The sequence below is a fragment of the Pseudomonas sp. R28(2017) genome (assembly GCF_002112505.1).
Taxonomy (GTDB): domain Bacteria; phylum Pseudomonadota; class Gammaproteobacteria; order Pseudomonadales; family Pseudomonadaceae; genus Aquipseudomonas.
The window spans coordinates 213,020-235,714 of record NZ_NEHW01000011.1 but is presented as its reverse complement, the minus strand read 5'-3'; the positions used below and the strand labels follow the sequence as shown (position 1 = coordinate 235,714).

The window sequence follows — 22,695 nt, the reverse complement described above, 5'->3', positions numbered from 1 at the left end:
GGGAAGGCCATGCGGGTTCTACTGGTCGAGGATGACGGCATGATCGCCCAGGCGCTGCAGGACGCGCTGGGCGAGGCGGGGTACGCCGTGGATTGGGTGGCGGATGGCCTGGCGGCCGAAGCGGCCCTGCGTACCCAGCTTTACGACCAGGTACTGCTCGACCTCGGGTTGCCCGGGCAGGACGGTTTGCAGGTGCTGCAACGTCTGCGTGCAGCGGACAACCCGGTGCCGCTGCTGATCATCACCGCACGCTCGGGGCTCGATGACCGGGTGTGCGGGCTGGATGGCGGAGCGGATGACTTTCTGCAAAAACCCTTCGAGATGGCTGAACTGCTCGCCAGGATGCGCGCGGTCATGCGCCGCAAGGGCGGGCGCGCGGCCCCTGAGCTGGGCAATGGAACGCTGAGCCTGGACCCGGTCAGCAAATGCGCACGCGTGCTCGATCAGCAACCCGTGCAGCTTTCCAACCGCGAGTTTGCCTTGCTCCAGGCGTTGCTGGTGCGCCCTGGGGCCATCCTCTCGCGCAGCGAACTGGAAGACCGCATCTACGGGTGGGGCAACGAGGTAGAAAGCAACGCCGTGGAGTTCATCATCCATGCGCTGCGCCGCAAGCTGGGCAAGGACGTGATTCGCAATATCAGGGGGCTGGGATGGATGGTCTCAAAACACGCCTGAAGCAGTCGCTGCAACTGCGCCTGTCGGTGGCGCTGTCGGTCGCGATCCTGCTGGTGGCGACCGTGAGTGGGGCCTTCAGCTACTTCACCGCCTACGATGAAGCGCTCGACCTGCAAGACAACAGCCTGCACCAGGTGGCCGCGCTGTACCTGCGCCAGGGCCTGGCATTTCATTACTCAGGCAGCGCGCAGCCTGCGGCCGCGGACGACGAAGAAACCCGTATCGTCATCCAGTACCTGGCCGATGGCCAGTCCGTCAGCCATGCCGATGACAGCCAGCTGCCACTGCCGATTCCGGGCTCGGTGGCCAATGGCCTGTCGACGGTGGTGGTGGGCAATGAACCTTTTCGTGTGCTGGTCAGTACCGACACCTCTGGCAGGCGCTTTGCCGTGGTGCAGGAGATCGACAGCCGCAATCGCGATGCACGCAAAAGTGCGTGGCGTGCGCTGTTGCCGTTTGCCATCCTCTTCCCGATTTTGCTGCTGGTGGTGGCCAACCTGATCCGCGAGCTGTTCAGGCCGGTCGCGACCTTGGCGGCCATGCTCGATACCCGCGACGATCAGGACCTGCGCCCGATCGATGAGCGCCTGCTGGCGACCGAAATACGCCCGTTCGTACAGGCGATAAACCGGCTGCTGGGGCGTGTTTCGCGCACCCTTGAAGGCCAGAAGCGCTTTGTTGCCGATGCAGCCCATGAGCTGCGCACCCCCCTCACCGCACTGTCGTTGCAGGCGGAGGGCCTTGAACACGAAGCCATGTCGGAGCGTGCCTGGCTGCAAGTGGCCAAGCTGCGCCGCGGTATCGGCAGGAGTCGCAAGCTGGTCGAGCAGCTGCTGGCATTGGCCAGCGCGCAACTGGCCGAGGCGTCGCCAGGGTCGGTGTCGCTGCATGAAACTTGCCGCCTGGTGCTGGAGGACTTGATGCCGTTGGCAGAGCAGAAGCAGCTGGACATTGGCCTGGAAGGTGACGATGCGCTGTTGCCGATGCAGGAAGTGGAACTGCGCACCGTGATCAAGAACCTGGTGGAGAACGCCATCCGCCACGCGCCGGTGGGTGGGCATGTCGACCTGCAAGCGCAGCACAGCGCCGGATGGATAGCGCTGTGTGTGCGTGATGATGGCCCTGGTGTTCCACCGCAGGACTGGGAGCGAGTATTCGATCCCTTCTATCGGGGTAATCAACAGGTCGGGGAAGGCTCCGGCCTGGGGCTGTCGATCGTGCGTACCATCGTCCAGCGTTCTGGCGGGGAGGTGACGGTGGGGTACGCTGATGAGGCAACGCAGTTGGGCTGGCGCGTGTGCTTGCGCTGGCAGGCCCGGCGCGAAGCACAGGCAGGGCAGGGCGAGCTCGTCTAACGCCCCAGCAACTGCCCTACCAACCATTGCCCTGCGGGCCCCAGCGCCCGCTGGCGCGACCAGGCCACATCCATGGCCACCCGCCGTGGGTAGCCGGCCATGGGCAATTCCACCAGGCCACTGCCGAAGCGCGCCACCAGCGCCTTGGGCAGTTCGGCCCAGCCGAAGCCGCGCACGGCGAACTCCAGCAAGGTCAGGTAGTCCGGTGCCGACCAGGCCTGGCCATGGCCATGGGGCAGGCTCGGGGCGTAGGTCTTGATGTACAGCTGACGTTCGTGCTCCAGGTGTTCCGGCTGCAGCGCCGGCAGCTTGGCCAGCGGATGTTCGCTGCTGGCATAGAGGCAGAACTCCGCTTGCTCGGGCAGCCGCGCCACACTGACATCCGCCGGGTAACGGCCCTGTGCGGCGAGGATGCCGATGTGCGCCAGGCCTTGCTGCACCAGGTCGATCACGTCGGCGTCCTCGGAGGGGCCGCAGCGCAGCTCGGTGTGCGGGTAATGCTCGGCGAAACGGCCCATTGCGGCGCCCTGGAAGGTCACGCTGTAGCTGTCGGACATCACCACCGACACCAGCGGCTCGACATGCTCGGCCAGGCGCACGGCCAGAGCATCCAGCCTGGCGCTGGCATCGAGAATCGCTTCAACGTGTTTCAGCACCTGATGGCCGGCGGCATTGAGCGTGGGGTGGCGGCCGGTGCGGTCGAACAGCGGGCAACCGATATCGGCCTCGAAGTTGGCGATGGCGATGCTGATGGTCGACTGGCTCTTGCGCAGCTTGCGTGCGGCGGCGGAGAAAGAGCCGAGGGCGGAGGCCTCGACAAAAGCGACGAGGGCTTCAGGAGAGTAGCGCATGGGTATCGATCAAAGCCATGGACGGTGTGCCAGGAGTATCGATCCCATCAAAGTGCGAGGCAAGCATGAAGCAAGAGCGGCCTTGCGGCCGCTGCGTTCGGGCAGGATCACTTGATCAGCGGCACGCCACTGAGCTTCTGCAATTCGTCGAAGTCGATGTCAGCGCAGATCTCGACCACTTTCAGGCCATCGGCGGTGACTTCCAGCACGGCCAGGTCGGTGTAGATACGGCTGACGCAACCGATGCCGGTCAGCGGGTAGGTGCACTCGGGCACCAGCTTGCTTTCGCCGGACTTGGTCAGGTGGTCCATCATCACGAACACCTGGCGGGCACCCGTGGCCAGGTCCATCGCGCCGCCCACGGCGGGGATCGAACCTTCGGCGCCGGTGTGCCAGTTGGCCAGGTCGCCCTTGACCGACACCTGGAAGGCGCCCAGTACGGCGATGTCCAGGTGGCCGCCACGCATCATCGAGAACGAGTCGGCGTGGTGGAAGTAGGCACCGCCGGTGAGCAGGGTCACGTGCTGCTTGCCGGCGTTGATCAGGTCATCGTCTTCCTCGCCTGGCGCGGGGCTTGGGCCCATGCCCAGCAGGCCGTTTTCGCTGTGCAGGAACACTTCCTTGTCGCCCAGGTAGTTGGCCACCAGGGTCGGTGCGCCGATGCCCAGGTTGACGTAGGCGCCTTCCTGGATGTCCGCGGCCACGCGTTGGGCCATCTCGGTGCGGGAGAGCTTTTTGGTGATGGTCATGGCAGGCCTCAGACAGCGTTGGCGATCGAAGAAGCGGCAGCGCCGGAAACGGCGACCACGCGCTGGACGAAAATACCCGGGGTGATGATGTGTTCCGGGTCCAGCTCACCGAGTTCGACAATCTGGTCGACCTGGGCGATGGCGGTCTTGGCGGCCATGGCCATGATCGGGCCGAAGTTGCGCGCAGCCTTGCGGTAGACCAGGTTGCCCCAGCGGTCACCCTTGTGCGCCTTGATCAGCGCGAAATCGGCGTGCAGCGGCATTTCCAGCACGTACTGGCGGCCATCGATCTCACGGGTTTCCTTGCCTTCGGCCAGCAGGGTGCCGTAGCCGGTCGGCGAGAAGAACGCACCGATGCCCGAACCCGCAGCGCGGATACGTTCGGCCAGGTTGCCCTGCGGCACGACTTCCAGTTCGATCTTGCCGGCCCGGTACAGTTCGTCGAAGACGTAGGAGTCAGACTGGCGCGGGAAGGAGCAGATGACCTTGCGCACGCTGCCGGCCATCAGCAGAGCGGCCAGGCCGATCTCGCCGTTGCCGGCGTTGTTGCTGATGATGGTCAGGTCGCGGGCACCGGTGGCGATCAGCCCATCGATGAGCTCGGAGGGCATGCCGGCAGTGCCGAAACCGCCGACCATGATGGTCGAACCGTCGGTAATCCCTTCCACCGCGCTGGCGATGGACTCAAACGTTTTATTGATCACAGCGAGCTCCTGGTTCTTCCTGGAGTATGGATTGTCGACCTGGCCGCGTGCTGACGCGGCGGGGCCATTCAGCGCTTTGAGTGGTGTGCTGACTTGCCTATAGCGTGCCGCAAGACTGGGCAACAGTAGAGAGGGCGGAGCTGAATTTGTGCGATTACCGAACTGTTGTGCGATTTATGAGCGGCTCAGATCGCGTGCGATCACTCGGATGCAAACGACGGTCGTTCCGCGAACCAGGCCACCGCCAGCTCCTTGAACGCCTCGGCCGAAGGCGTCAGCGGATAGCGCTGGTCATGCGCCAGCACGATGCTGTGGGTGGGCAGTTTCTCCTCGGTCGGGCGACAGACCAGCGCTTGACCGTCATAACTGCGGTCACCAAAGGGTCGGGTGTAGATCAGCGCCACGCCAAAGCCATTGGCGACCAGGCTGCGCTGCAGTTCGAACGTGCGCACCCGGTGCACTGCGGCGGGTGAAAGGTCGTAGAAGCTGAACAGGTCCAGCACATGTTGCCAGCTGTGAACCTGGTCGGTGACCACCAGGGTGTATTCGGCGAGCGCCTTGAGGCTGACACGAGGCTCCCTGGCCAAGGGGTGATCGGCCGCCAGCAGTACCTGAGCGGTCAGCTGGCACAGCTGAGTGCATTGGGTGTTCGGCGGCAAACCCAGGTCGTAGGTGATCGCCAGCTCTATCGCCCCCTCACTCAGCCGCTTGCCAACGTACTCGAAGCTGCCATCGCGCATATCGACAGTGACTTTGGGGTAGGCCGCCTGCAGCCGTCGCACGATTTGTGGCAGGCAATAGGGCGCCAGGTCCTCGAAACAGCCGACCACCAGTTCGCCGACACACTCGCCTGCATTGGCATGGATCTCGGCAAAGGTCTGCGCCTCTGCCAGCACGCGGCGGGCCTGGACCATGACGGTACGGCCGAAGGGGGTCAGCGAGATGCCAAGGCCCCGTTGGCGGATGAAAATCGATTGCCCCAGCACCTCCTCCAGTTCGGTGATGGCCGCCGAGATGGAGGGTTGGGAAACATGAAGCTCCATGGCCGCCGTGGTCAGGTTGCCGTGCTTGGCCGCTGCGAGGGCATAGCGAAGTTGCCGCAGGGTGAACTTCATAGGTTTTTCCGTTGTGATGCATCAGGACTTATTATTTTATCCTGTTTTTACATTGTGAAATATTTCACCCGCGCAGTGCTCTCCATGGCAAGGCTCGTCAGCCAGTCTGGCGTCCCTCTCTGGGCCGGATGCCCTCGACTACTGCAATCAATGTTCTTGTTTGGGAGCGTCACAATGACAATTACAAAGGCTCTGCTGACCACGACACTTTCTCTCGGGCTGCTGGCGTCGGCTGGCGCCAGCCAGGCGGCCGACTGGTGTGAGTCGGGCAAAGCGGTGAAATTTGCCGGTTTGAACTGGGAAAGCGGGATGCTGCTCACTGATGTGATGCAGTTCGTGCTGAAGAATGGTTATGGCTGTGAGACCGACAGCTTGCCGGGTAACTCCATCTCCATGGAAAACGCCCTGAGCAGCAACGACATCCAGGTATTTGCCGAAGAGTGGGTAGGGCGCAGCGAGGTCTGGAACAAGGCGGCGGCGGCCGGCAAGGTCGTCGGCGTCGGCGCGCCGGTCGTTGGCGCGGTCGAAGGCTGGTATGTGCCGCGTTATGTGATCGAAGGCGATGCCAAGCGCAAGCTCGAAGCCAAGGCACCGAACCTCAAGGGCATCGCCGACCTGGGGCAATACGCCCAGGTCTTCAAGGACCCGGAAGAGCCGGACAAGGGGCGCTTCTACAATTGCCCGGCCGGCTGGACCTGCGAGCTGGACAACAGCGAAATGCTCAAGCGCTACGGCCTGGAAAACACCTACACCAACTTCCGCCCGGGCACCGGCCCGGCACTGGATGCCGCCGTCCTGTCGAGCTACAAGCGTGGCGAGCCGATCCTGTTCTACTACTGGTCGCCGACGCCGCTGATGGGCCAGGCCGACCTGGTCAAGCTGGACGAGCCAGGCGTGGACAAATCCGTGACCATCAAGGTGGGTGTGTCGAAGGCCTTCCACGAGCAGGCCCCCGAGCTGGTGGCGGTGCTGGAAAAGATCAACCTGCCGATCGATCTGCTCAACCAGAACCTGGCGCGCATGAGCAAAGAGCGAATCGAGTCGCCGGACCTGGCCAGGTTGTTCCTCAAGGAGCACCCCGAAGTCTGGCACGGCTGGGTCAGCGAAGACGCAGCCAAAAAGGTAGACGCGGCACTTTGAGCGTGCGGGCATGCCCGGCGCCTGCCGGGCGTGCCACACGCCAGTGCGCTTCATGCACTTGCTCGAGAGAATTCCATGTTTCCCAAGAACTTCACGTTTTCCATTGCCGACTGGGTCAATGGCTGGGTCGATGCGCTTGTCAGCAACTACGGTGACGTGTTCCGGCACATTTCCGACACCCTGTTGTGGGCCATCGTCAACCTCGAAGGGCTGCTGCGCGCCACACCCTGGTGGCTGATGCTGGCCATCGTCGCGGGTGTTGCCTGGCATGCCACCCGCAAGGTCGCGACCACGGCGGTGATCGTCGGCTTGCTGTTCCTGGTCGGTGCGGTAGGCCTGTGGGACAAGCTGATGCAGACCCTGGCGCTGATGCTGGTCGCCACGCTGATATCGGTGCTGGTCGGCATTCCGCTGGGCATCCTCTCGGCGCGCAACGATCGGCTGCGGGCGGTGTTGATGCCGCTGCTCGACATCATGCAGACCATGCCCAGCTTCGTGTACCTGATCCCGGTACTGATGCTGTTCGGCCTGGGCAAGGTGCCGGCGATCTTTGCCACCGTCATCTATGCCGCGCCGCCGCTGATTCGCCTGACCGACCTGGGCATTCGCCAGGTGGATGGCGAGGTGATGGAGGCGATCAATGCCTTTGGTGCCAACCGCCTGCAGCAACTGTTCGGCGTGCAGCTGCCACTGGCGTTGCCGAGCATCATGGCCGGTATCAACCAGACCACCATGATGGCCCTGTCGATGGTGGTCATCGCGTCGATGATCGGTGCCCGGGGCCTGGGTGAAGACGTTTTGGTCGGCATCCAGACCCTGAACGTGGGCCGCGGCCTCGAAGCGGGCCTGGCCATTGTGATCCTGGCGGTCGTGATCGACCGCATTACCCAGGCCTACGGCCGGTCCCGGCATGGGGTGGGCAAATGAGCGCGAAGCAGATGATGAACAAGATCGAAGTCAAGCATGTGTTCAAGATCTTCGGTGCGCGCGCCGAAGATGCCCTGCAACTGATCCGCCAGCACAAAGCCAAGGACCAGGTCCTGGCCGAAACCGGCTGCGTGGTCGGGGTCAACGATCTGTCGTTGACCATCGGCAGTGGTGAGATCTTCGTGATCATGGGGCTGTCGGGCTCGGGCAAGTCGACCCTGGTGCGTCACTTCAACCGCCTGATCGACCCGACCAGCGGCGAGATCCTGGTCGATGGCGAAGACATCCTGCAATACGACCTGCAGGCCCTGCGCGAATTTCGCCGGCACAAGATCAGCATGGTGTTCCAGAGCTTCGGCCTGTTGCCGCACCGCAGCGTGCTGGACAACGTCGCCTATGGCCTGAAAGTCCGTGGCGAGAGCAAGGCCACGTGCACCGAGCGCGCCCTGCACTGGATCAACACCGTGGGCCTGAAGGGCTATGAAAAATCCTACCCGCACCAGTTGTCGGGCGGCATGCGCCAGCGCGTGGGCCTGGCCCGTGCCTTGGCTGCCGACACCGACATCATCCTCATGGACGAAGCCTTCAGCGCCCTCGACCCGTTGATTCGCGCCGAAATGCAGGACCAGTTGCTGGAGCTGCAGAAGACCTTGCACAAGACCATCGTCTTCATCACCCACGACCTGGACGAAGCGGTGCGAATCGGCAACCGGATTGCCATTCTCAAGGACGGCCGCCTGATCCAGGTCGGCACGCCGAAAGAAATCCTCTACCAGCCTGCGGACGAATACGTGGACCGTTTCGTGCAGCGCCGCGTAGCTTCGCTTTAAGGAACCGCGTGTATGTCGTTAGCCGAAAAAATCATCATCGCCGACGCACCTGTTCGCTGGCAGGACGTGGTGGCCGTGGCGCGGCACGGGGCGAAGCTTGAGCTGGCCCCATCGGCCTGGGCGCGGATCGAGAACGCCCAGGCGATCGTCCAGCGCATCGTGTCCAGCGGTGAACGCGCCTATGGCGTCAACACCGGGCTTGGCGCCTTGTGCAATGTCTCGTTGCAGGACGAACAACTCAGCCAGCTGTCGCACAACACCTTGCTCAGCCATGCCTGTGGCGTAGGTACGGCGCTGTCGGACGAACAGACCCGGGCGATCATGTGCGCGGCGATCATCAATTTCTGCCAGGGCCGCTCCGGCCTTCAGCGCAAGGTGGTCGAGGCGCTGCTGACCCTGCTCAACCAGCACATCACCCCGCAGGTTCCGCAACAGGGGTCGGTGGGGTACCTGACCCACATGGCGCATATCAGCATCAGCCTGCTGGGCGTCGGCGAGGTCAGCTACCGCGGCCAGATCGTGCCGGCGCAACAGGCCCTGGACGCGGTCGGCCTGGCACCGCTCAGGCTGGGGGCCAAGGATGGCCTGTGCCTGGTCAACGGTACCCCGTGCATGACCGGCCTGAGCTGCCTGGCCCTGGACGACGCCACGCGCTTGAGCCAATGGGCGGACGTCATCGGCGCCATGAGCTTCGAGGCCCTGCGTGGCCAGCTCGATGCCTTCGACCCTGAAATCATCGCGCTGAAGCCACACCCCGGCATGCAGCGTGTGGGCAGCAACTTGCGCCGCCTGCTCGACGGCAGCGAAGTCATTGCCAGCAGCCATGGCATTCGCACCCAGGACGCCTTGAGCATTCGCTCGATCCCGCAGGTTCATGGCGCCGCGCGCGATCAGCTGGCACACGCGGCGCGGCAGATCGAAACCGAACTCAACTCCACCACCGACAACCCGATGTTGCTGGGTACACCCGAGTCCTATCGGGTGGTGTCCCAGGCCAACCCGCACGGCCAGTCCGTGGCCATGGCGGCCGACTTGCTGGCCATTGCAGTGGCCGAGATCGGGGCGATTGCCGAGCGCCGTCTCGATCGCCTGATCAACCCGTTGGTCAGCGGCCTGCCGGCCTTCCTGGTCAGCCAGCCGGGGGTGAACTCGGGCATGATGATCGTCCAGTACGTAGCCGCTTCACTGTGTGCGGAAAACCGCCAGCTGGCACAGCCGGCGGTCATCGACAACTACGTCACCTCCGGCCTGCAGGAGGACCATCTGAGCATGGGCACCAATGCCGGGTTGAAGCTGCACCGTGCGCTGGAGAACTGCACGCAGATCCTCGCCATCGAATACCTGTTGGCGGCCCAGGCCTTCGAGTTCCTCAAGGAGCAGCGCTTTGGCGCAGGTACCCAGGTTGCCTGGCGGTTGTTGCGCGAACGCGTCCCGGCCTATGCCCAGGACCGTTGGCTGGCCCCGGATATCGTCAGCAGTGCATCGATCCTGAAGGATCCGGGCATGCTGGGTGCGGCATTCCCTGGCTTGCTGTGACCGGTGTCTCGGCCGAGCGCCATGCCAGCTAATAACGCTATGGCCGGCATCTGAATCTTGTATTTCATCTGACTGCGCACGGCTGTTTAGCATCGTCGATGTCTTCCTGTCGACGAGAACAACAACGTGAACCTTGGAACGATCATTACCCGCAGTGCCCGCTATTGGCCGGATCACATCGCCGTGGCGGACAGCCGGACACGTATGACCTACGCCCAGCTGGAACGCCGCAGCAACTGCCTGGCCTCAGGGCTGGGTACGTTGGGCGTGGCCGTCGGCGAGCACGTGGCGATCCTTGCCGCCAATCGCGTGGAGCTGGTAGAAGCGGAAGTGGCGCTGTACAAGGCGGCGATGGTCAAGATACCGATCAATGCGCGGCTGTCACTGGATGAAGTGGTGCGGGTGCTGGAAGACTCCTGCAGTGTTGTCGTGATCACCGACGCCAGCTTCGCCCAGGCGCTGGCCACGCGGCGTGCGGAGCTGCCGCTGCTGCGCCAGGTGATCGTGTTGGAGGGCGAGGGCGGTGACCTGGGCTATGCCGCGCTGCTTGAGCGCGGCAGTGAAGCACCGCTGCGCCTGGATCCGGCTGACGACGCGCTGGCTGTGTTGCACTACACCTCCGGCAGTTCCGGCGTGCTCAAGGCTGCCATGCTTTCGTTCGGCAACCGCAAGGCGCTGGTGCGAAAAAGTATCGCCAGCCCCACGCGGCGCTCCGGGCCGGGCGACGTCATGGCCCACGTCGGGCCCATCACCCATGCCAGCGGCATGCAGATCATGCCGTTGCTGGCAGTGGGTGCCTGCAACCTGCTGCTGGACCGTTACGACGATCGCCTGTTGCTCGAGACCATCCAGCGCGAACGGGTGACGCGGCTTTTCCTGGTGCCGGCAATGATCAACCGGCTGGTCAATTACCCTGGCGTCGAGCGCTTCGACCTGTCCAGCCTGAAGCTGGTCATGTATGGCGCCGCACCCATGGCGCCGGCCCTGGTGAAAAAAGCCATCGAACTGTTCGGGCCGATACTCGCGCAAGGATACGGCGCCGGTGAGACGTGCTCGCTGGTGACGGTGCTGACCGAGCAAGATCACCTGGTAGAAGACGGCGACTATCAGCGTCTGGCCTCCTGTGGGCGGTGCTATTTCGAGACGGACCTGCGGGTGGTCAATGAGGCGTTCGAGGATGTGGCGCCCGGCGAGGTCGGCGAGATCGTGGTCAAGGGGCCAGACATCATGCAGGGCTACTGGCGCGCTCCAGAACTCACCGCCGAAGTCATGCGTGACGGCTATTACCTTACCGGAGACCTGGCAACGGTCGATGCGCAGGGTTACGTATTCATCGTCGACCGCAAGAAGGAAATGATCATTTCTGGTGGGTTCAACGTGTACCCCAGCGAGGTGGAGCAGGTGATCTACGGCTTCCCCGAAGTCTTCGAGGTGGCGGTGGTCGGCGTGCCCGATACGCAGTGGGGCGAAGCGGTGCACGCAGTGGTGGTGCTCAAGCCTGGGGCGCAGTTGGAGGCTGGCGAACTGATTGAGCGTTGCGGCCGTGCGCTGGCCGGTTTCAAGAAACCGCGCGGCGTCGACTTTGTCAGCGAGCTGCCGAAAAACCCCAATGGCAAGGTGGTGCGCCGCCTGGTCCGGGACACCTACTGGCAACACAGCGAACGTCGAATCTGACCAGGGAGCATTACCATGTATCAACCAAGTGCAAAGGCTGCGCAGATCATCGAAGCCATCGAAGGCTTCGTCCGCGATCAGGTTCGACCGCTGGAGCAGCAGGCCCAGCTGGACTGGGCTCGCCCGCACCCACAGGCGCTGCTGCGGCAGGTGTGGAAGCGCTCCAGCGAGCAAGGCCTGTACACCGTCATGCTACCTGAAAGCATGGGGGGAGCTGGCCTGAACGTGGCAGACCTGTGTGCGGTGAAGGAGGCCACGGTGCTCACAGGCTCCATGCTCGCGCCGCATGTGCTGGGCGAGCTGTCGGGGCCGCCGCGGGTTGGCCACCTGTTCAAGGTGGCCAACCCGTATCAGGTCGAGACCTTTCTCAAGCCCGTGTGCCATGCCGAAAAAGCCGTGTGCTTTGCCTTGACCGAAGCCGAGGCCGGTTCGGATGCGACCGCCATTCGCACCCAGGCACGCCGCGAGGGTGATCATTTCGTGCTCAGTGGCAGCAAGCGTTACATCTCCGGCGCTACCTACGCGGACCTGGCGGTCCTGCTGGCGGTGACCGGGCCAGGGCAGGGCGCCCAGGGCATTTCCGCATTCTTCGTCGACCTCACGGCCCCAGGTATACGAATCGAGAGCGACTATTCGGTGATGTCCGGTGGCGGTGCACATGGTGACATCGTGCTCGATGAGGTGCGGGTGCCGGCGGCCAACCTGATCGGTGAACAAGGGCAGGGTTTCAAACTGGCCATGGGGCGCATTACCCTCAATCGCCTGCTGCATTGCCCTACGCTGCTGGGCATGGCCGGCCTGGCCCTTGATTTGTCAATCGAGCATGCGCGCAGCCGCAAGCAGTTTGGGCAACCCATCGCCATGTTCCAGGCAGTCAACCACATGATCGCCGACATGGCCACCGAGCTGCACGCTGCGCGCAGCATGGTGTATGCCACGGCGCAGGTGAACGACGCCGGAGGCGATATCCGCACCCAGGCGCCGATGTGCAAGCTGTTCGTCTCCGAGACCGCCTTCCGCATCGCCGACAAAGCGGTGCAGGTGCACGGCGGTGCCGGGTTGCTGCAAGGCCACCCGGTGGAATGGATTTTCCGCGCCACGCGGATGATGCGTATCCTCACCGGCACCAGCGAGATCCAGCGCAACACCATCGCCAAAGGCGTGCTGATGCCTGCCTGACCGTGGGCCGCCGTTGCGGCGGCCTGCTGGCAACACCCCACAACAATAACAAGAGTACTTGCCATGACTGTGGATGTTTCTTTGCCCAACCCCCGGACTGCCTGGCGGGTGGCCGCGCTGCTGGCGCTGCTGATGCTGGTCAACTTTCTCGACAAGGTAGTGATCGGCCTGGTGGCGGTGCCGATGAGCGCCGAGCTGGGGCTGACGGCTACCGAGTTCGGCCTGATCGGCGGCGCACTGCATTGGTTCTTTGCCATCTCGGCCGTGATCGGTGGCTTCATGGCCAACCGGCGCCCCACCCGCACTTTGTTGCTGGGCATGGGCCTGTTCTGGGCACTGATCCAGCTGCCGATGTTGTTTGCCACCTCGCTGTGGGCCATCGTCGCCTGCCGGGTGCTGCTGGGCATTGGTGAGGGGCCGGCATCGCCGGTTGCCACCCATGCGCTGTACAAGTGGTTCCCCAACGACCGGCGCAACCTGCCGGTAGCCCTGCTGCATGCCGGCAGCGCCATGGGGCTGCTGGTGGCCGGGGCGATGATCCCTTGGGTCAGCCTGCATTACGGCTGGCGCACCAATTTCATCATCCTTGCGCTGATCGGCCTGGTCTGGTGCCTGCTGTGGTGGCGGTTGGGCCAGGAGGGCACCCTCGAGCGCCTGCGCGCCAGCCAGCTCAAGGCCGATGAACCGACAATCCCCTATCGCAGGCTGCTGGGTGATCCCAGCGTGCTGGGCAACTATTTGTGCCATTTCGCCGCCAACTGGTCATTGGCCCTGACTCTGACCTGGGTGCCCAGCTACCTGCAGGTGGGGTTGGGCATCGAGCCACTGCAGACCGGGCGCATTTTTGTCATGTTCGTGGTCGTGACCACGCCGCTGAGCCTGCTGCTGGCATGGTTCTCCCAGCGTCTGATGGGTCGTGGCCTGCCTTCGCGGCTCGCACGCGGTGTGTTCGTTTCGGTGTGCCTGATACTGGGCGGGCTGTTGTCGGCGTCGCTGATACTGCCCGGGTTGAGCACCGCCGTAAGGGTCGTTGCGCTGACCTTGAGTGGCGGCCTTGCGTTGGTCATGTATTCGGTCGGCCCGGCGATGCTTGCCGAGTTCACCCCGGCTGCCCAACGTGGGGGCATCCTCGCCATGGGCAATGGCATCGCTTCGCTGGCTGGCTTGGCAGCACCCGTGGTAACCGGTTTACTGGTGCAGGGCGCGGGTGCCGAGCACCCGGCAGGGTACGCCCAAGGGTTCCTGGTATGCGGCGCGGTATTGGTGCTTGCCGGGCTCATCGGCCTGGCCACCTTGAACCCGCAGCGCACCCTGCAGCGTTTGCGCGAGTCGGTTGCAGCTGGCGGTCAGGCGCGCGCTCAGACCGCCAGCTGAACGCCCAGTACCGACTCCAGCGGCTCGGCCTCCTTGCCGATCAATTCTCCCCGCCAGCGGCCGCTGTTGACCAGGTCGATCAGCACGCTGCGCACCAGGTCGCGCAGGCAAGCAGCAGCAAACGACAGGGGTTTGTGCTGGGAGTGCGCCAAGGCGATGGTGCGGTTGATGCGCGGCTCGACGATGCGCCGCGCCGCCGTGGGCTCGATCAGTTCGCTCAGTGGCGGCCAGTTGCTGATGGTCGCTGCCAGGCCTGCGCGCACCAGGCTGGCGATGCCGGGCGCCGATTGTTGTTCGTACGCTGCGCTCAGCGGCACGCCGGCTTCCATGGCGGCTTGCTCGATACGCCGGCGCAAATGCAGCGCCCGGGGCGGTAGCACCAGCCGGGTGGCGGAGGCCTCGGCCAAGGTAATGGTGTCGGGGGCGCCCGGTGCGGATGCGCCCACCCAGTAAAGCGCCTCAGTGAAGATCGGCTCGGCCTCGACATGCTCGAGCTCCTCGGCATTAGGCACGACGCCAAAGTCTACCTTGCCCAGCTCGATGGCCTGGCCGCCTTCGCGGCTGAGGCCGTCCCACACCGTCAGGGATACGCCAGGGAAGCGCTGCTCGGCGCGCCTGACGATCTCCGGCAACAGCAGGTCGGCGGCTGTGGCCGGGATGGAAATGGCCACGTGGCCCTTGGGGTCACCGCGGCTGGACTTGAGCTCATCCTTCACTGAGTCGAGTTTCTGCACCACCTGACGAGCCACCTCATACAACTGGCGCCCGGCATCGGTGAGCGCAATGCCGTCGTGCTGACGGTCGAGCAGCTGCATTTCCAGTTCGCTTTCCAGCAGGCTGATCTGCCTGCTCAGCGCTGGCTGGGCAATGTAGGCGCGGCGCGAAGCCGAGGAGAAGCTGCCGGCTTCGACGATGGCGATCAGGTAACGCAGCTGTTTCAGGGTCATTGGAGCGGTTCCAAAGGTATGCCGAACTGATATGGCACGTATCCGAACACGTTATTTGTGGGGTTCGAAGCGCGGCTCCTAGTATCACCCCGAAAGGGCGGGCCAAGGCAAGCCCGGCCAGGACAGCACAACAACAAGAGGCCAACCCGATGGAACCTGTCGCCCTGCTGCGCAGCATCTTGCTCGTCAACGCCAGCCTGCTGGCCCTGCACCTGGGAGCCACGCCGTTGCTTCCAGACCTGACACCGGTGGGGGCCGAACGCCAGCCCAGCAGCGATGGCCGTATTCCGGCCTGGAGCGGCGGCCTGCAAGCAGGGCAGGTGTCGCTGGCAGTCAATGGCACACCGCTCGATCCGTACGCCGATGAACAGCCGCTGTATGTCATCACGGCGAAAAATTACCCCCAGTACAGGGAGCAGCTTACGGCGGGGCAGGTGGCTTTGCTCCAGCGCTTCCCGCAGACGTTCAGCCTGCCGGTGTACCCATCGCACCGCAGCGTGGCGGTGCCGCCCGAGGTCAGCAGGTGGGCCCGGCGCAATGCTGCGACTGCCCGCCTGGTCAATGACGGCAATGGTGTTCAGGGTTTCACTGGCGTGCTGGCCTTTCCAAGGCCCGAGAATGGCCTGCAGGTGTTGTGGAACCACCTCACTCGGCCACGCAATGGCAGCTACAGCCAGGCCTCGGACAGCATCACCCCGCGTGGCGATGGCCGCTTTGCCTTGATGAGCCTGCAGCAGACGTTTGCCCGCCCTGACGTGCTGCAAGACGGCCAGGCGGGCAATGTGCTGTATTACCTGAGCTACCGCATGACCGCGCCGTCGCGCCTGGCGGGCGACGCCGTGGTGCTGCACGAAACCCTCGATCAGGTGGCGCAGCCGCGCCTGTCGTGGCTGTACAGCAGCAGCCAGCGGCGGGTGCGGCGCGCCCCGGCGTTGGCCTATGACAGCATCACCCCTGGTACAGCCGGCCTGCGCACCGCCGACAGCCGCGACATGTTCAATGGTGCCCCGGACCTGTACCAGTGGACGCTGGTGGGCAAGAAGGCCCTGCACGTGCCTTACAACAGCTACCGTCTGGCGTCGCCCCTGCTCGGTTATGCCGCGTTGATCGGCCCGGGTCACGTCAACCCGCAACCCACGCGCTACGAGCTGCATCGGGTGTGGGAGGTGGTGGGTACGCTCAAGCCTGGGGCCAGGCATCTTTACGCCAGCCGCCGCTATTACCTCGACGAGGACAGCTGGGCCATCGTCGAAGCGGACTTCTTCGATCACCAGGGGAAGTTGTGGCGCACGGCACAGGCCCACAGCTACTACCACGTCACCGGGCAGACGCTGGTGAATGCCATGGAGGCGATCTACGACCTGCGCAGTGGCAGCTATCAGCTCTCGGGCCTGACCAACGAACAGCCAAGGCCGTACACCTTCGGTGTGCGCACCAGCGCTTCCTACTTTTCACCCGGCGCACTGCGCAGCCAGGGGCTGCGCTGATACAACGCGGCTGAGTGTGAGCAGGCAAGGGCCTGGATCAGGGCGTGACGATGTTGAAGCGCCCATCCGCTTCGTCCAGCCCCGCCATGAAGCGCATGAACTTCATGCGCTCGCCAGCGATGTCGATATCGCCCACGGTCGCCTCCTTGAGAAAACCCGTCTGCTTCAGGGCGATTCGGTCCAGGGTGGCCTTGCTCATGTTCACTTCGACATCGGCCTGCCCATGGCGGCTATGGTCGCGGTGGGTGAGCACGCCGTTACGCAGGGTCAGGGCGTAGTCTTCGTTCAGGTCGGTGAAATGCCAGTTGATGGTCAGGTCCTGCTCGGCGGCCTTGGCGGCATCCACGCGTACCCCAAGGTAGTCGAAGAACAGCGTCGGGGTCAGGGCGCGCACCAGGTCATCGGCGCTGCCGCCCTTGCTGGCGGCCGGTGCGACACCGTTGCGCAGCTCCTGTGCGCCGGTCAGGTAGGCGTTGCGCCAGGTGGCGTTCTCGCTCTGGTAGCCCAGTTGCTCCAGGGCGTCAGCCTGCAGCTCGCGCGCCGCGTCGTTGCCGGACTGGGCGAACACCAGGTGCCGAGTGAGCTCGGCAACCCAGCGATAATCGCCGCTGTCATAGGCCTCACGTGCCAGCGTCAGCACTCGCTCGGCACCGCCCAGAGCCTTGACATAATGCGCCCCGGCGTCGCTCGGCGGCAGCGGGTTGAGGGTCGCCGGGTTGCCGTCGTAGAAGCCCATGTAGCGCTGGTAGACCGCCCGCACATTGTGGCTTAACGAGCCATAGTAGTCGCGGCTGTACCACTTGCTGGCCAGCCTGGGCGGCAAAGTGGTCAGTTCGGCCGCAATCTCGGTGGGGCCAAGGCCGCGATTGATCAGGCGCAGCGTCTGGCTGTCGATGAACGCATACATGTCTCGCTGATCGGCCAGGTACTCGCGGATCGCCGCGCCGCCCCAGGTCGGCCAGTGATGCTGGGCGAACACCACCTCGGCCTGCGCGCCATAGCGCAACAGCGACTGGTCCAGGTAGTACGCCCAGACCTTGGCATCGCGCACCTGGGCACCGCGCAGGGTCAGCACGTTGTGCTGCACGTGGGACGCGTTCTCGGCCATGCACAGGGCCTTGAACCCGGGGAACCACAGATTCATCTCGGCGGGCGCTTCGGTGCCAGGGGTGAGCTGGAATTCGATATCGACACCGTCGATGCGCAAGGTCTCGAAGGGCTGTTCGATCAAGCGTGTGGGGGCGATCAGGCTGACCGTGGCATTGGCCGGCACGCCCTTGCCCAGCCCGGCATCCACCTGACCACGCGGACCGCGTGGCAGAGGCGCGCCATACATGTACTGGGCGCGGCGTTTCATTGCCGGCCCGGCCAACACGTTTTCGCTGATGGCATGCTCGAAAAAGCCCTGCGGGGCGATGACCTGTACCTTGCCGGCCTTGACCTCGGCCTCGTCGATCACCCCACGCACGCCACCGAAGTGATCGACGTGCGGGTGGGTATAGATCACCGCGACCACCGGCCGCTGCGGGCGATGGCGAAAGTACATCGCCAATCCGGCCCTGGCGGTTTCCACTGATAGCAGCGGGTCCATCACGATCAGGCCATGCTCGCCTTCGATCAGCGTCATGTTGGCCAGGTCCAGGCCGCGCACCTGGTAGATGCCGTCGGTGACCTTGAACAAGCCAGCCAGGGTATTGAGCTGGGCGATGCGCCACAGGCTCGGGTTGACCGTAGCCGGCGCCTCGCCCTTGAGGAAGGCGTAGCGCTGCAGGTCCCAGACGGTTTTGCCATCGGCATTGACCACGGCTTGGTCGGCGGCTTCCAGCAGACCGTGGCGGGCGTTGTCGAAGTCGCTGCGGTCGGCGAAGGGCAGGCGCTGCAACCATTGCTGATTGCTCTGGCGGGTGAATTCGGTGGCGTCCTTGGCCGGCCCCTCGGCCAGCGCCGCGAAGGGCAGGGCCAGGGCCAGCAGGCAGGGCAGTGATCGTAGGCGCATGGGGGAGTCCTTGTTGTTCTGAGGGCAAACACTCTAAGGACAGAGCTTGCCAGCGAACCAATACCACTCTTGCATGGCTGCCCATGCCGCAGTGCGATGGCTCAGCTGGCGCCAACCTCCATGATGCGTGCCACCAGCCAGGCCAGTGCCGGGTCGTGCTGGCGATGGGCAAGGTACACCAGCTCCAGCTGAAACGGCGCCAGGACGAATGGCAGGTCGAATACCTGCAGTGGCAGCAGCCGGGCGAAATGGCGGGCCAGTGCGGTGGGCAGCACCACGCAGAGGTCGGAGCTCGCCGCCAGGTGCGCTGCCTGCAGGTAATTGGGTGTGGTGTAGGCGATGCGCCGGGCCAGGCCCTGTTCGCCCAGCCATTGATCGACCATGCCACGGGTCTGGCCGCCGTGCACCCACAGGTGGCGCAGGCCGAGGAAACCCTGCAGGTCGAGCGTGCCATCCACCTCGGAGTGGCCTTGGCGCACTGCCACGTGCAGGGTTTCGCTGCGCCAGTGGCGCCGCTCGTAGCGCGCGGGCACCTCATCGAAGCGCCCCAGCACCAGGTCCAGCTCGCCTCGGTCCAGGGCTTCGGCCGGCAGGTTGGGCGCCAGGTGCTGCACGTCCACGCGCAAATGCGGCGCCTGGGTTTGCAAGGTGGCCAGCAACCCAGGCATGCACAGTTGCTCGGCGAAATCGGTGAGGGCGATGCGCAATTGCCGGTGGCTGAGCCGTGGGTCGAAGCTGTCGCCAGCGCCGAGGGTCTGCTCGATCTGTTGCAGCGCCGCGCGGATCGGACCTTCCAGGGCCAAGGCGCGCGGGGTGGGCCGCATGCGCCGGCCCACCCGCACCAACAGGGGGTCACCCAGCAGGTCGCGCAGGCGCGCCAGGGCGTTGCTCACCGTTGGCTGAGTCAGTGCCAGACGCTCGGCGGCACGGGACACGTTCTGTTCGCGCAACAGCATGTCCAGCACGCGCAGCAGGTTGAGATCGAAGTTGGCGATATTCATGCAAAAAATACATGGGATGGAAAATGAGAATTTCAAAAATAGTAGGCGCCTGACTAGGGTGAGGGCAATGCCTTCACATCACCCATCAGGAGCGTCACCCGTGAGTACTCCCTACAACATTCAACAGGCGGCAGTGATCGGCGCTGGCACCATGGGCCGTGGCATTGTCATCAGCCTGGCCCGTGCAGGCCTTTCGGTGCTGTGGCTTGACAGCGACCCTTGCGCCACCGATGCCGGCCTGGCGATGCTGGCGCAGACCTGGGCGCAACAGGTGGCCAAGGGGCGCATCGACCAGGTCACGGCCGACGCCTGCCTGGCGCGGGTGCGCCGGGCGACGGCCTATGCCGACATCGCCGAAGCCGACCTGGTGATTGAAGCGGTGTACGAGAGCCTGACGCTCAAGCAGGACATCTTCCGCACCCTGGACAGCACGCTCAAGGCGCAGGCCATCCTGGCCAGCAACACCTCCGCACTGGACATCGACGCCATCGCCGCCGTGACCCGTCGGCCAGAACAGGTGCTAGGGATGCACTTCTTCAGCCCGGCCCATGTGATGAAGTTGTTGGAGGTGGTGCGCGGTGAGCGTACCTCGCCAGCGGTTATCGAGGCGGCTCAGGCCCTCGGCCAGCGCATGGGCAAGGAAGTGGTGGTGGCCGGCAACTGCCCAGGCTTCATCGGCAACCGCATGCTCGTCACGTATGTGGCTGAGGCGCGCAAGCTGCTGCTCGAAGGCGCCACGCCGCGGCAGGTGGATGAGGTGCTGCAGGCGTTCGGCATGGCCATGGGGCCGTTTCGCATGTATGACGTGATCGGCATCGACCTGGAGTGGCGTGCACGCCAATTGGCCGATAAAGGCACCGAGGCGCCTTTGGTCCAGGTCGACAACGCCCTGTGCGCGCAGGGGCGTTTCGGGCAGAAAAGCGGACAGGGTTATTACCGGTATGCTCCGGGTAGCCGCGAAGCCGAGCACGACCCGCAGGTCGATGCGCTGGTGCTCAAGGTCGCTCGGGGCCTGGGCATGCACCGCCGCGAAATCGACGACGAGGAAATCCTTGAGCGTTGCCTGCTGGCGCTGGTCAATGAAGGTGCGAAGATTCTTGAGGCGTCGGTGGCCAGCTGCAGTGCCGACATCGACCGGGTATACCTGCACGGCTATGGCTTCCCGGCAGCGGTCGGCGGGCCAATGCGCTGGGCTGATCAGCAGGGGTTGAGCCAGCTGCTGGCACGGCTGGAACGGCTGCAGGGCCTGTTCGGTGAACATTGGCGCCCGGCCGGGCTGCTGATGCGCCTGGTGGCGGACGGCAAGCAGCTGGCTGATGTGCGCGAGGGCCGCGCATGAACTACCGAGCCCCCCTGCGTGACATGCATTTCGTTCTGCATGAAGTGTTCGATGTGACCGCTCATTGTGCCCGCTTGGGCATTGAGCTGGACCGCGACACCCTCGATGGCATTCTTGAACAGGGCGCGCGCTTTGCCGCCGAGGTGGTTGCACCGCTAAACCGTCAGGGCGACGAGCAGGGCTGCCGCCTTGAGCAAGGCAAGGTGCGCACTCCCGATGGCTTCCGCCAGGCCTACCAGCAGTATGTGGCTCAGGGCTGGGGCGGCATGACCGGCCCACTGGAACACGATGGCCAGGGCCTGCCACAAATGGTCGCGGCCTGCTTTCACGAAATGCTGATGGGTGCGTCGCTGTCGTTTCGGATCTATTCCGGCCTGACCGAGGGCGCCGTGCTGGCGGTGCACCGCCATGGCAGCGCGGCGCTCAAGCGCGACTACCTGGGCAAGCTGGTCAGCGGCGAATGGGCCGGTACCATGTGCCTGACCGAGCCGCAGGCCGGTACCGACCTTGCGCTGCTGCGCACCCGCGCCGAACCGTATGGCGATGGCAGCTACCGCATCAGCGGCAGCAAGATCTTCATCAGCGGTGGTGACCAGGATCTGACCGACAACATCGTTCATCTGGTGCTGGCGCGCCTGCCGGATGCGCCTGCCGGCGTACGCGGCATCAGCCTGTTCCTGGTACCCAAGTTCGAATGCGCCGATGACGGTGGGGTGGGGGCGCGCAATGCGGTCGAATGTGGCGCGCTCGAGCACAAGATGGGCATCAAGGGGGCGGCGACCTGCGTGATGAACTTCGATGGCGCCCGTGGCTGGCTGGTGGGTGAGGCCAACCAGGGCCTCGCCTGCATGTTCACCATGATGAACGATGCGCGCTTTCAGGTTGGCCTGCAGGGGCTGGGTATCGCCGAGGCGGCCTTCCAGGGCGGCCTGGCCTATGCGCGCGAACGCCTGCAATCGCGCAGCCTGGCCGGGCCGGTGGCGCCTGAGCGCAATGCCGACCCGATCATCTGCCACCCCGATGTGCGGCGCATGTTGCTGACCCAGAAAAGCCTGAGCGAGGGCTGCCGCATGCTGGCGGCCTTTGTTGCCCAGGCGCTGGACCTGGAGCACGGCGCTGCGCAGCCTGAAGAGCAGGTGGCCGCCGGGCGCAGGGCGGCTTTGCTGATCCCCATCGTCAAGTCGTTTCTCACCGAGGTCGGCCAGGAGGCCGCCAGCCTGGGGGTGCAGCTTTACGGCGGGCATGGCTACATCCGCGAGTGGGGCATGGAGCAACTGATGCGTGACAGCCGTATCACCCAGCTGTACGAGGGCACCAACGGCATCCAGGCACTGGACCTGATTCGCCGCAAGCTGCTTGGCGACGGTGGCGAACAGTTGCGCTTGCTGATCGATGAGCTGCTCGATGCGGCACACAACTGCCGCGCCGAGGCGCTGGTGGGGATGGCCCAGGCGGTGACTCAGCGCCTGCAGGAATGGCGAAACCTCAGCGCCGAGGTGCTCGATGCCTGCCGTTGCGACCCGCAGGAGATAGGCGCGGTGTCGGTGGATTTTCTCGCTTACTCGGGTTACGTGCTGCTGGCCGCACTATGGCTGCGGGCGGCCGAAACGGCGAGCGCAGCATTGGCCGCTGGCAGTGAAGACGCTGCCTTCTACCAAGCCAAGTTGCACGCCGCTGCGTTCTACTGGCGGCGGGTTTTGCCGCGTGCAAGTGCCCACTGTGAAGCGCTGCGAGGCGGCGCACAGTGCCTGATGAGCCTTGATGAAGCGCACTTCGCCTTCTGACTCGGCCTGGCTGTTCACCCACAAGAACAAGA

At 64.5% G+C, this 22,695-nt stretch carries 19 protein-coding genes; 12 read left to right on the top strand and 7 right to left on the bottom strand.

What is annotated here, in order from left to right:
- The first annotated feature begins 9 nt into the window (after positions 1 to 9).
- Together CAF78_RS20110 and CAF78_RS20105 are read left to right on the top strand one after the other, a co-directional pair.
- On the top strand, positions 10 to 675 hold the full coding sequence (locus CAF78_RS20110; RefSeq protein WP_085677048.1) for a response regulator: 666 nt from the start codon (positions 10 to 12) through the stop codon (positions 673 to 675).
- Complete coding sequence (locus CAF78_RS20105; RefSeq protein ID WP_085677047.1) at positions 651 to 2,030, top strand: HAMP domain-containing sensor histidine kinase; 1,380 nt, start codon at positions 651 to 653, stop codon at positions 2,028 to 2,030. Before CAF78_RS20110 ends, CAF78_RS20105 begins: the two co-directional genes overlap by 25 nt.
- Here the strand turns inward: CAF78_RS20105 and CAF78_RS20100 are convergent.
- The 4 genes from CAF78_RS20100 to CAF78_RS20085 form a co-directional block, all read right to left on the bottom strand.
- Positions 2,027 to 2,881, bottom strand: a complete 855-nt coding sequence (locus tag CAF78_RS20100) for a LysR family transcriptional regulator (protein WP_085677046.1) — start codon at positions 2,879 to 2,881, stop codon at positions 2,027 to 2,029. The genes CAF78_RS20105 and CAF78_RS20100 overlap by 4 nt on opposite strands.
- A gap of 107 nt (positions 2,882 to 2,988) precedes the next feature.
- Positions 2,989 to 3,630: a 3-oxoacid CoA-transferase subunit B gene (locus tag CAF78_RS20095; protein ID WP_085677045.1), complete on the bottom strand. Its 642-nt coding sequence runs from the start codon at positions 3,628 to 3,630 to the stop codon at positions 2,989 to 2,991.
- 8 nt (positions 3,631 to 3,638) lie between these two features.
- Entirely contained in the window at positions 3,639 to 4,334 is a 696-nt protein-coding gene (locus CAF78_RS20090) for a 3-oxoacid CoA-transferase subunit A (protein ID WP_060507494.1), read from the bottom strand.
- Positions 4,335 to 4,534: 200 nt separating this feature from the next.
- Positions 4,535 to 5,449, bottom strand: a complete 915-nt coding sequence (locus CAF78_RS20085) for a LysR family transcriptional regulator (protein ID WP_085677044.1) — start codon at positions 5,447 to 5,449, stop codon at positions 4,535 to 4,537.
- 174 nt (positions 5,450 to 5,623) lie between these two features.
- On the opposite strand from CAF78_RS20085, the gene CAF78_RS20080 reads away from it, so the two are divergent.
- The 7 genes from CAF78_RS20080 to CAF78_RS20050 all read left to right on the top strand — a co-directional run bounded on the left by CAF78_RS20080 (position 5,624) and on the right by CAF78_RS20050 (position 14,109).
- On the top strand, positions 5,624 to 6,589 hold the full coding sequence (locus CAF78_RS20080; protein ID WP_085677043.1) for an ABC transporter substrate-binding protein: 966 nt from the start codon (positions 5,624 to 5,626) through the stop codon (positions 6,587 to 6,589).
- A 75-nt stretch (positions 6,590 to 6,664) separates the two neighbouring features.
- On the top strand, positions 6,665 to 7,516 hold the full coding sequence (locus tag CAF78_RS20075; protein WP_085677042.1) for a proline/glycine betaine ABC transporter permease: 852 nt from the start codon (positions 6,665 to 6,667) through the stop codon (positions 7,514 to 7,516).
- Entirely contained in the window at positions 7,513 to 8,346 is an 834-nt protein-coding gene (locus CAF78_RS20070) for a glycine betaine/L-proline ABC transporter ATP-binding protein (protein WP_085677041.1), read from the top strand. The genes CAF78_RS20075 and CAF78_RS20070 overlap by 4 nt, the downstream gene beginning before the upstream one ends.
- 12 nt (positions 8,347 to 8,358) lie before the next feature.
- On the top strand, positions 8,359 to 9,882 hold the full coding sequence (hutH, locus tag CAF78_RS20065; RefSeq protein ID WP_085677040.1) for a histidine ammonia-lyase: 1,524 nt from the start codon (positions 8,359 to 8,361) through the stop codon (positions 9,880 to 9,882).
- A 126-nt stretch (positions 9,883 to 10,008) separates the two neighbouring features.
- Complete coding sequence (locus CAF78_RS20060) at positions 10,009 to 11,556, top strand: AMP-binding protein (RefSeq protein ID WP_085677039.1); 1,548 nt, start codon at positions 10,009 to 10,011, stop codon at positions 11,554 to 11,556.
- 15 nt (positions 11,557 to 11,571) lie between these two features.
- On the top strand, positions 11,572 to 12,735 hold the full coding sequence (locus CAF78_RS20055; RefSeq protein WP_085677038.1) for an acyl-CoA dehydrogenase family protein: 1,164 nt from the start codon (positions 11,572 to 11,574) through the stop codon (positions 12,733 to 12,735).
- 63 nt (positions 12,736 to 12,798) lie between these two features.
- Positions 12,799 to 14,109 carry an MFS transporter gene (locus tag CAF78_RS20050; protein WP_085677037.1) on the top strand — a complete coding sequence of 437 codons (1,311 nt, stop codon included), beginning with the start codon at positions 12,799 to 12,801 and terminating at the stop codon, positions 14,107 to 14,109.
- Here CAF78_RS20050 and CAF78_RS20045 read toward each other — a convergent pair.
- Positions 14,094 to 15,056 carry a LysR family transcriptional regulator gene (locus tag CAF78_RS20045; RefSeq protein ID WP_085677036.1) on the bottom strand — a complete coding sequence of 321 codons (963 nt, stop codon included), beginning with the start codon at positions 15,054 to 15,056 and terminating at the stop codon, positions 14,094 to 14,096. The genes CAF78_RS20050 and CAF78_RS20045 overlap by 16 nt on opposite strands.
- A gap of 149 nt (positions 15,057 to 15,205) precedes the next feature.
- On the opposite strand from CAF78_RS20045, the gene CAF78_RS20040 reads away from it, so the two are divergent.
- Positions 15,206 to 16,543 (top strand): DUF1329 domain-containing protein, encoded by a 1,338-nt coding sequence (locus CAF78_RS20040; protein WP_085677035.1) that lies wholly within the window; start codon positions 15,206 to 15,208, stop codon positions 16,541 to 16,543.
- Positions 16,544 to 16,580: 37 nt separating this feature from the next.
- On the opposite strand, the gene CAF78_RS20035 is transcribed toward CAF78_RS20040, so the two are convergent.
- Together CAF78_RS20035 and CAF78_RS20030 are read right to left on the bottom strand one after the other, a co-directional pair.
- On the bottom strand, positions 16,581 to 18,539 hold the full coding sequence (locus CAF78_RS20035) for an alkyl/aryl-sulfatase (protein WP_085677034.1): 1,959 nt from the start codon (positions 18,537 to 18,539) through the stop codon (positions 16,581 to 16,583).
- 101 nt (positions 18,540 to 18,640) lie between these two features.
- Positions 18,641 to 19,540: a LysR family transcriptional regulator gene (locus tag CAF78_RS20030; protein ID WP_085677033.1), complete on the bottom strand. Its 900-nt coding sequence runs from the start codon at positions 19,538 to 19,540 to the stop codon at positions 18,641 to 18,643.
- Between the two features lie 100 nt (positions 19,541 to 19,640).
- Between CAF78_RS20030 and CAF78_RS20025 the strand changes: the two genes are divergently transcribed.
- Positions 19,641 to 20,879, top strand: a complete 1,239-nt coding sequence (locus tag CAF78_RS20025; RefSeq protein ID WP_085677032.1) for a 3-hydroxyacyl-CoA dehydrogenase — start codon at positions 19,641 to 19,643, stop codon at positions 20,877 to 20,879.
- Positions 20,876 to 22,663: an acyl-CoA dehydrogenase C-terminal domain-containing protein gene (locus CAF78_RS20020; RefSeq protein ID WP_085677031.1), complete on the top strand. Its 1,788-nt coding sequence runs from the start codon at positions 20,876 to 20,878 to the stop codon at positions 22,661 to 22,663. The genes CAF78_RS20025 and CAF78_RS20020 overlap by 4 nt, the downstream gene beginning before the upstream one ends.
- Positions 22,664 to 22,695 lie beyond the last annotated feature (32 nt).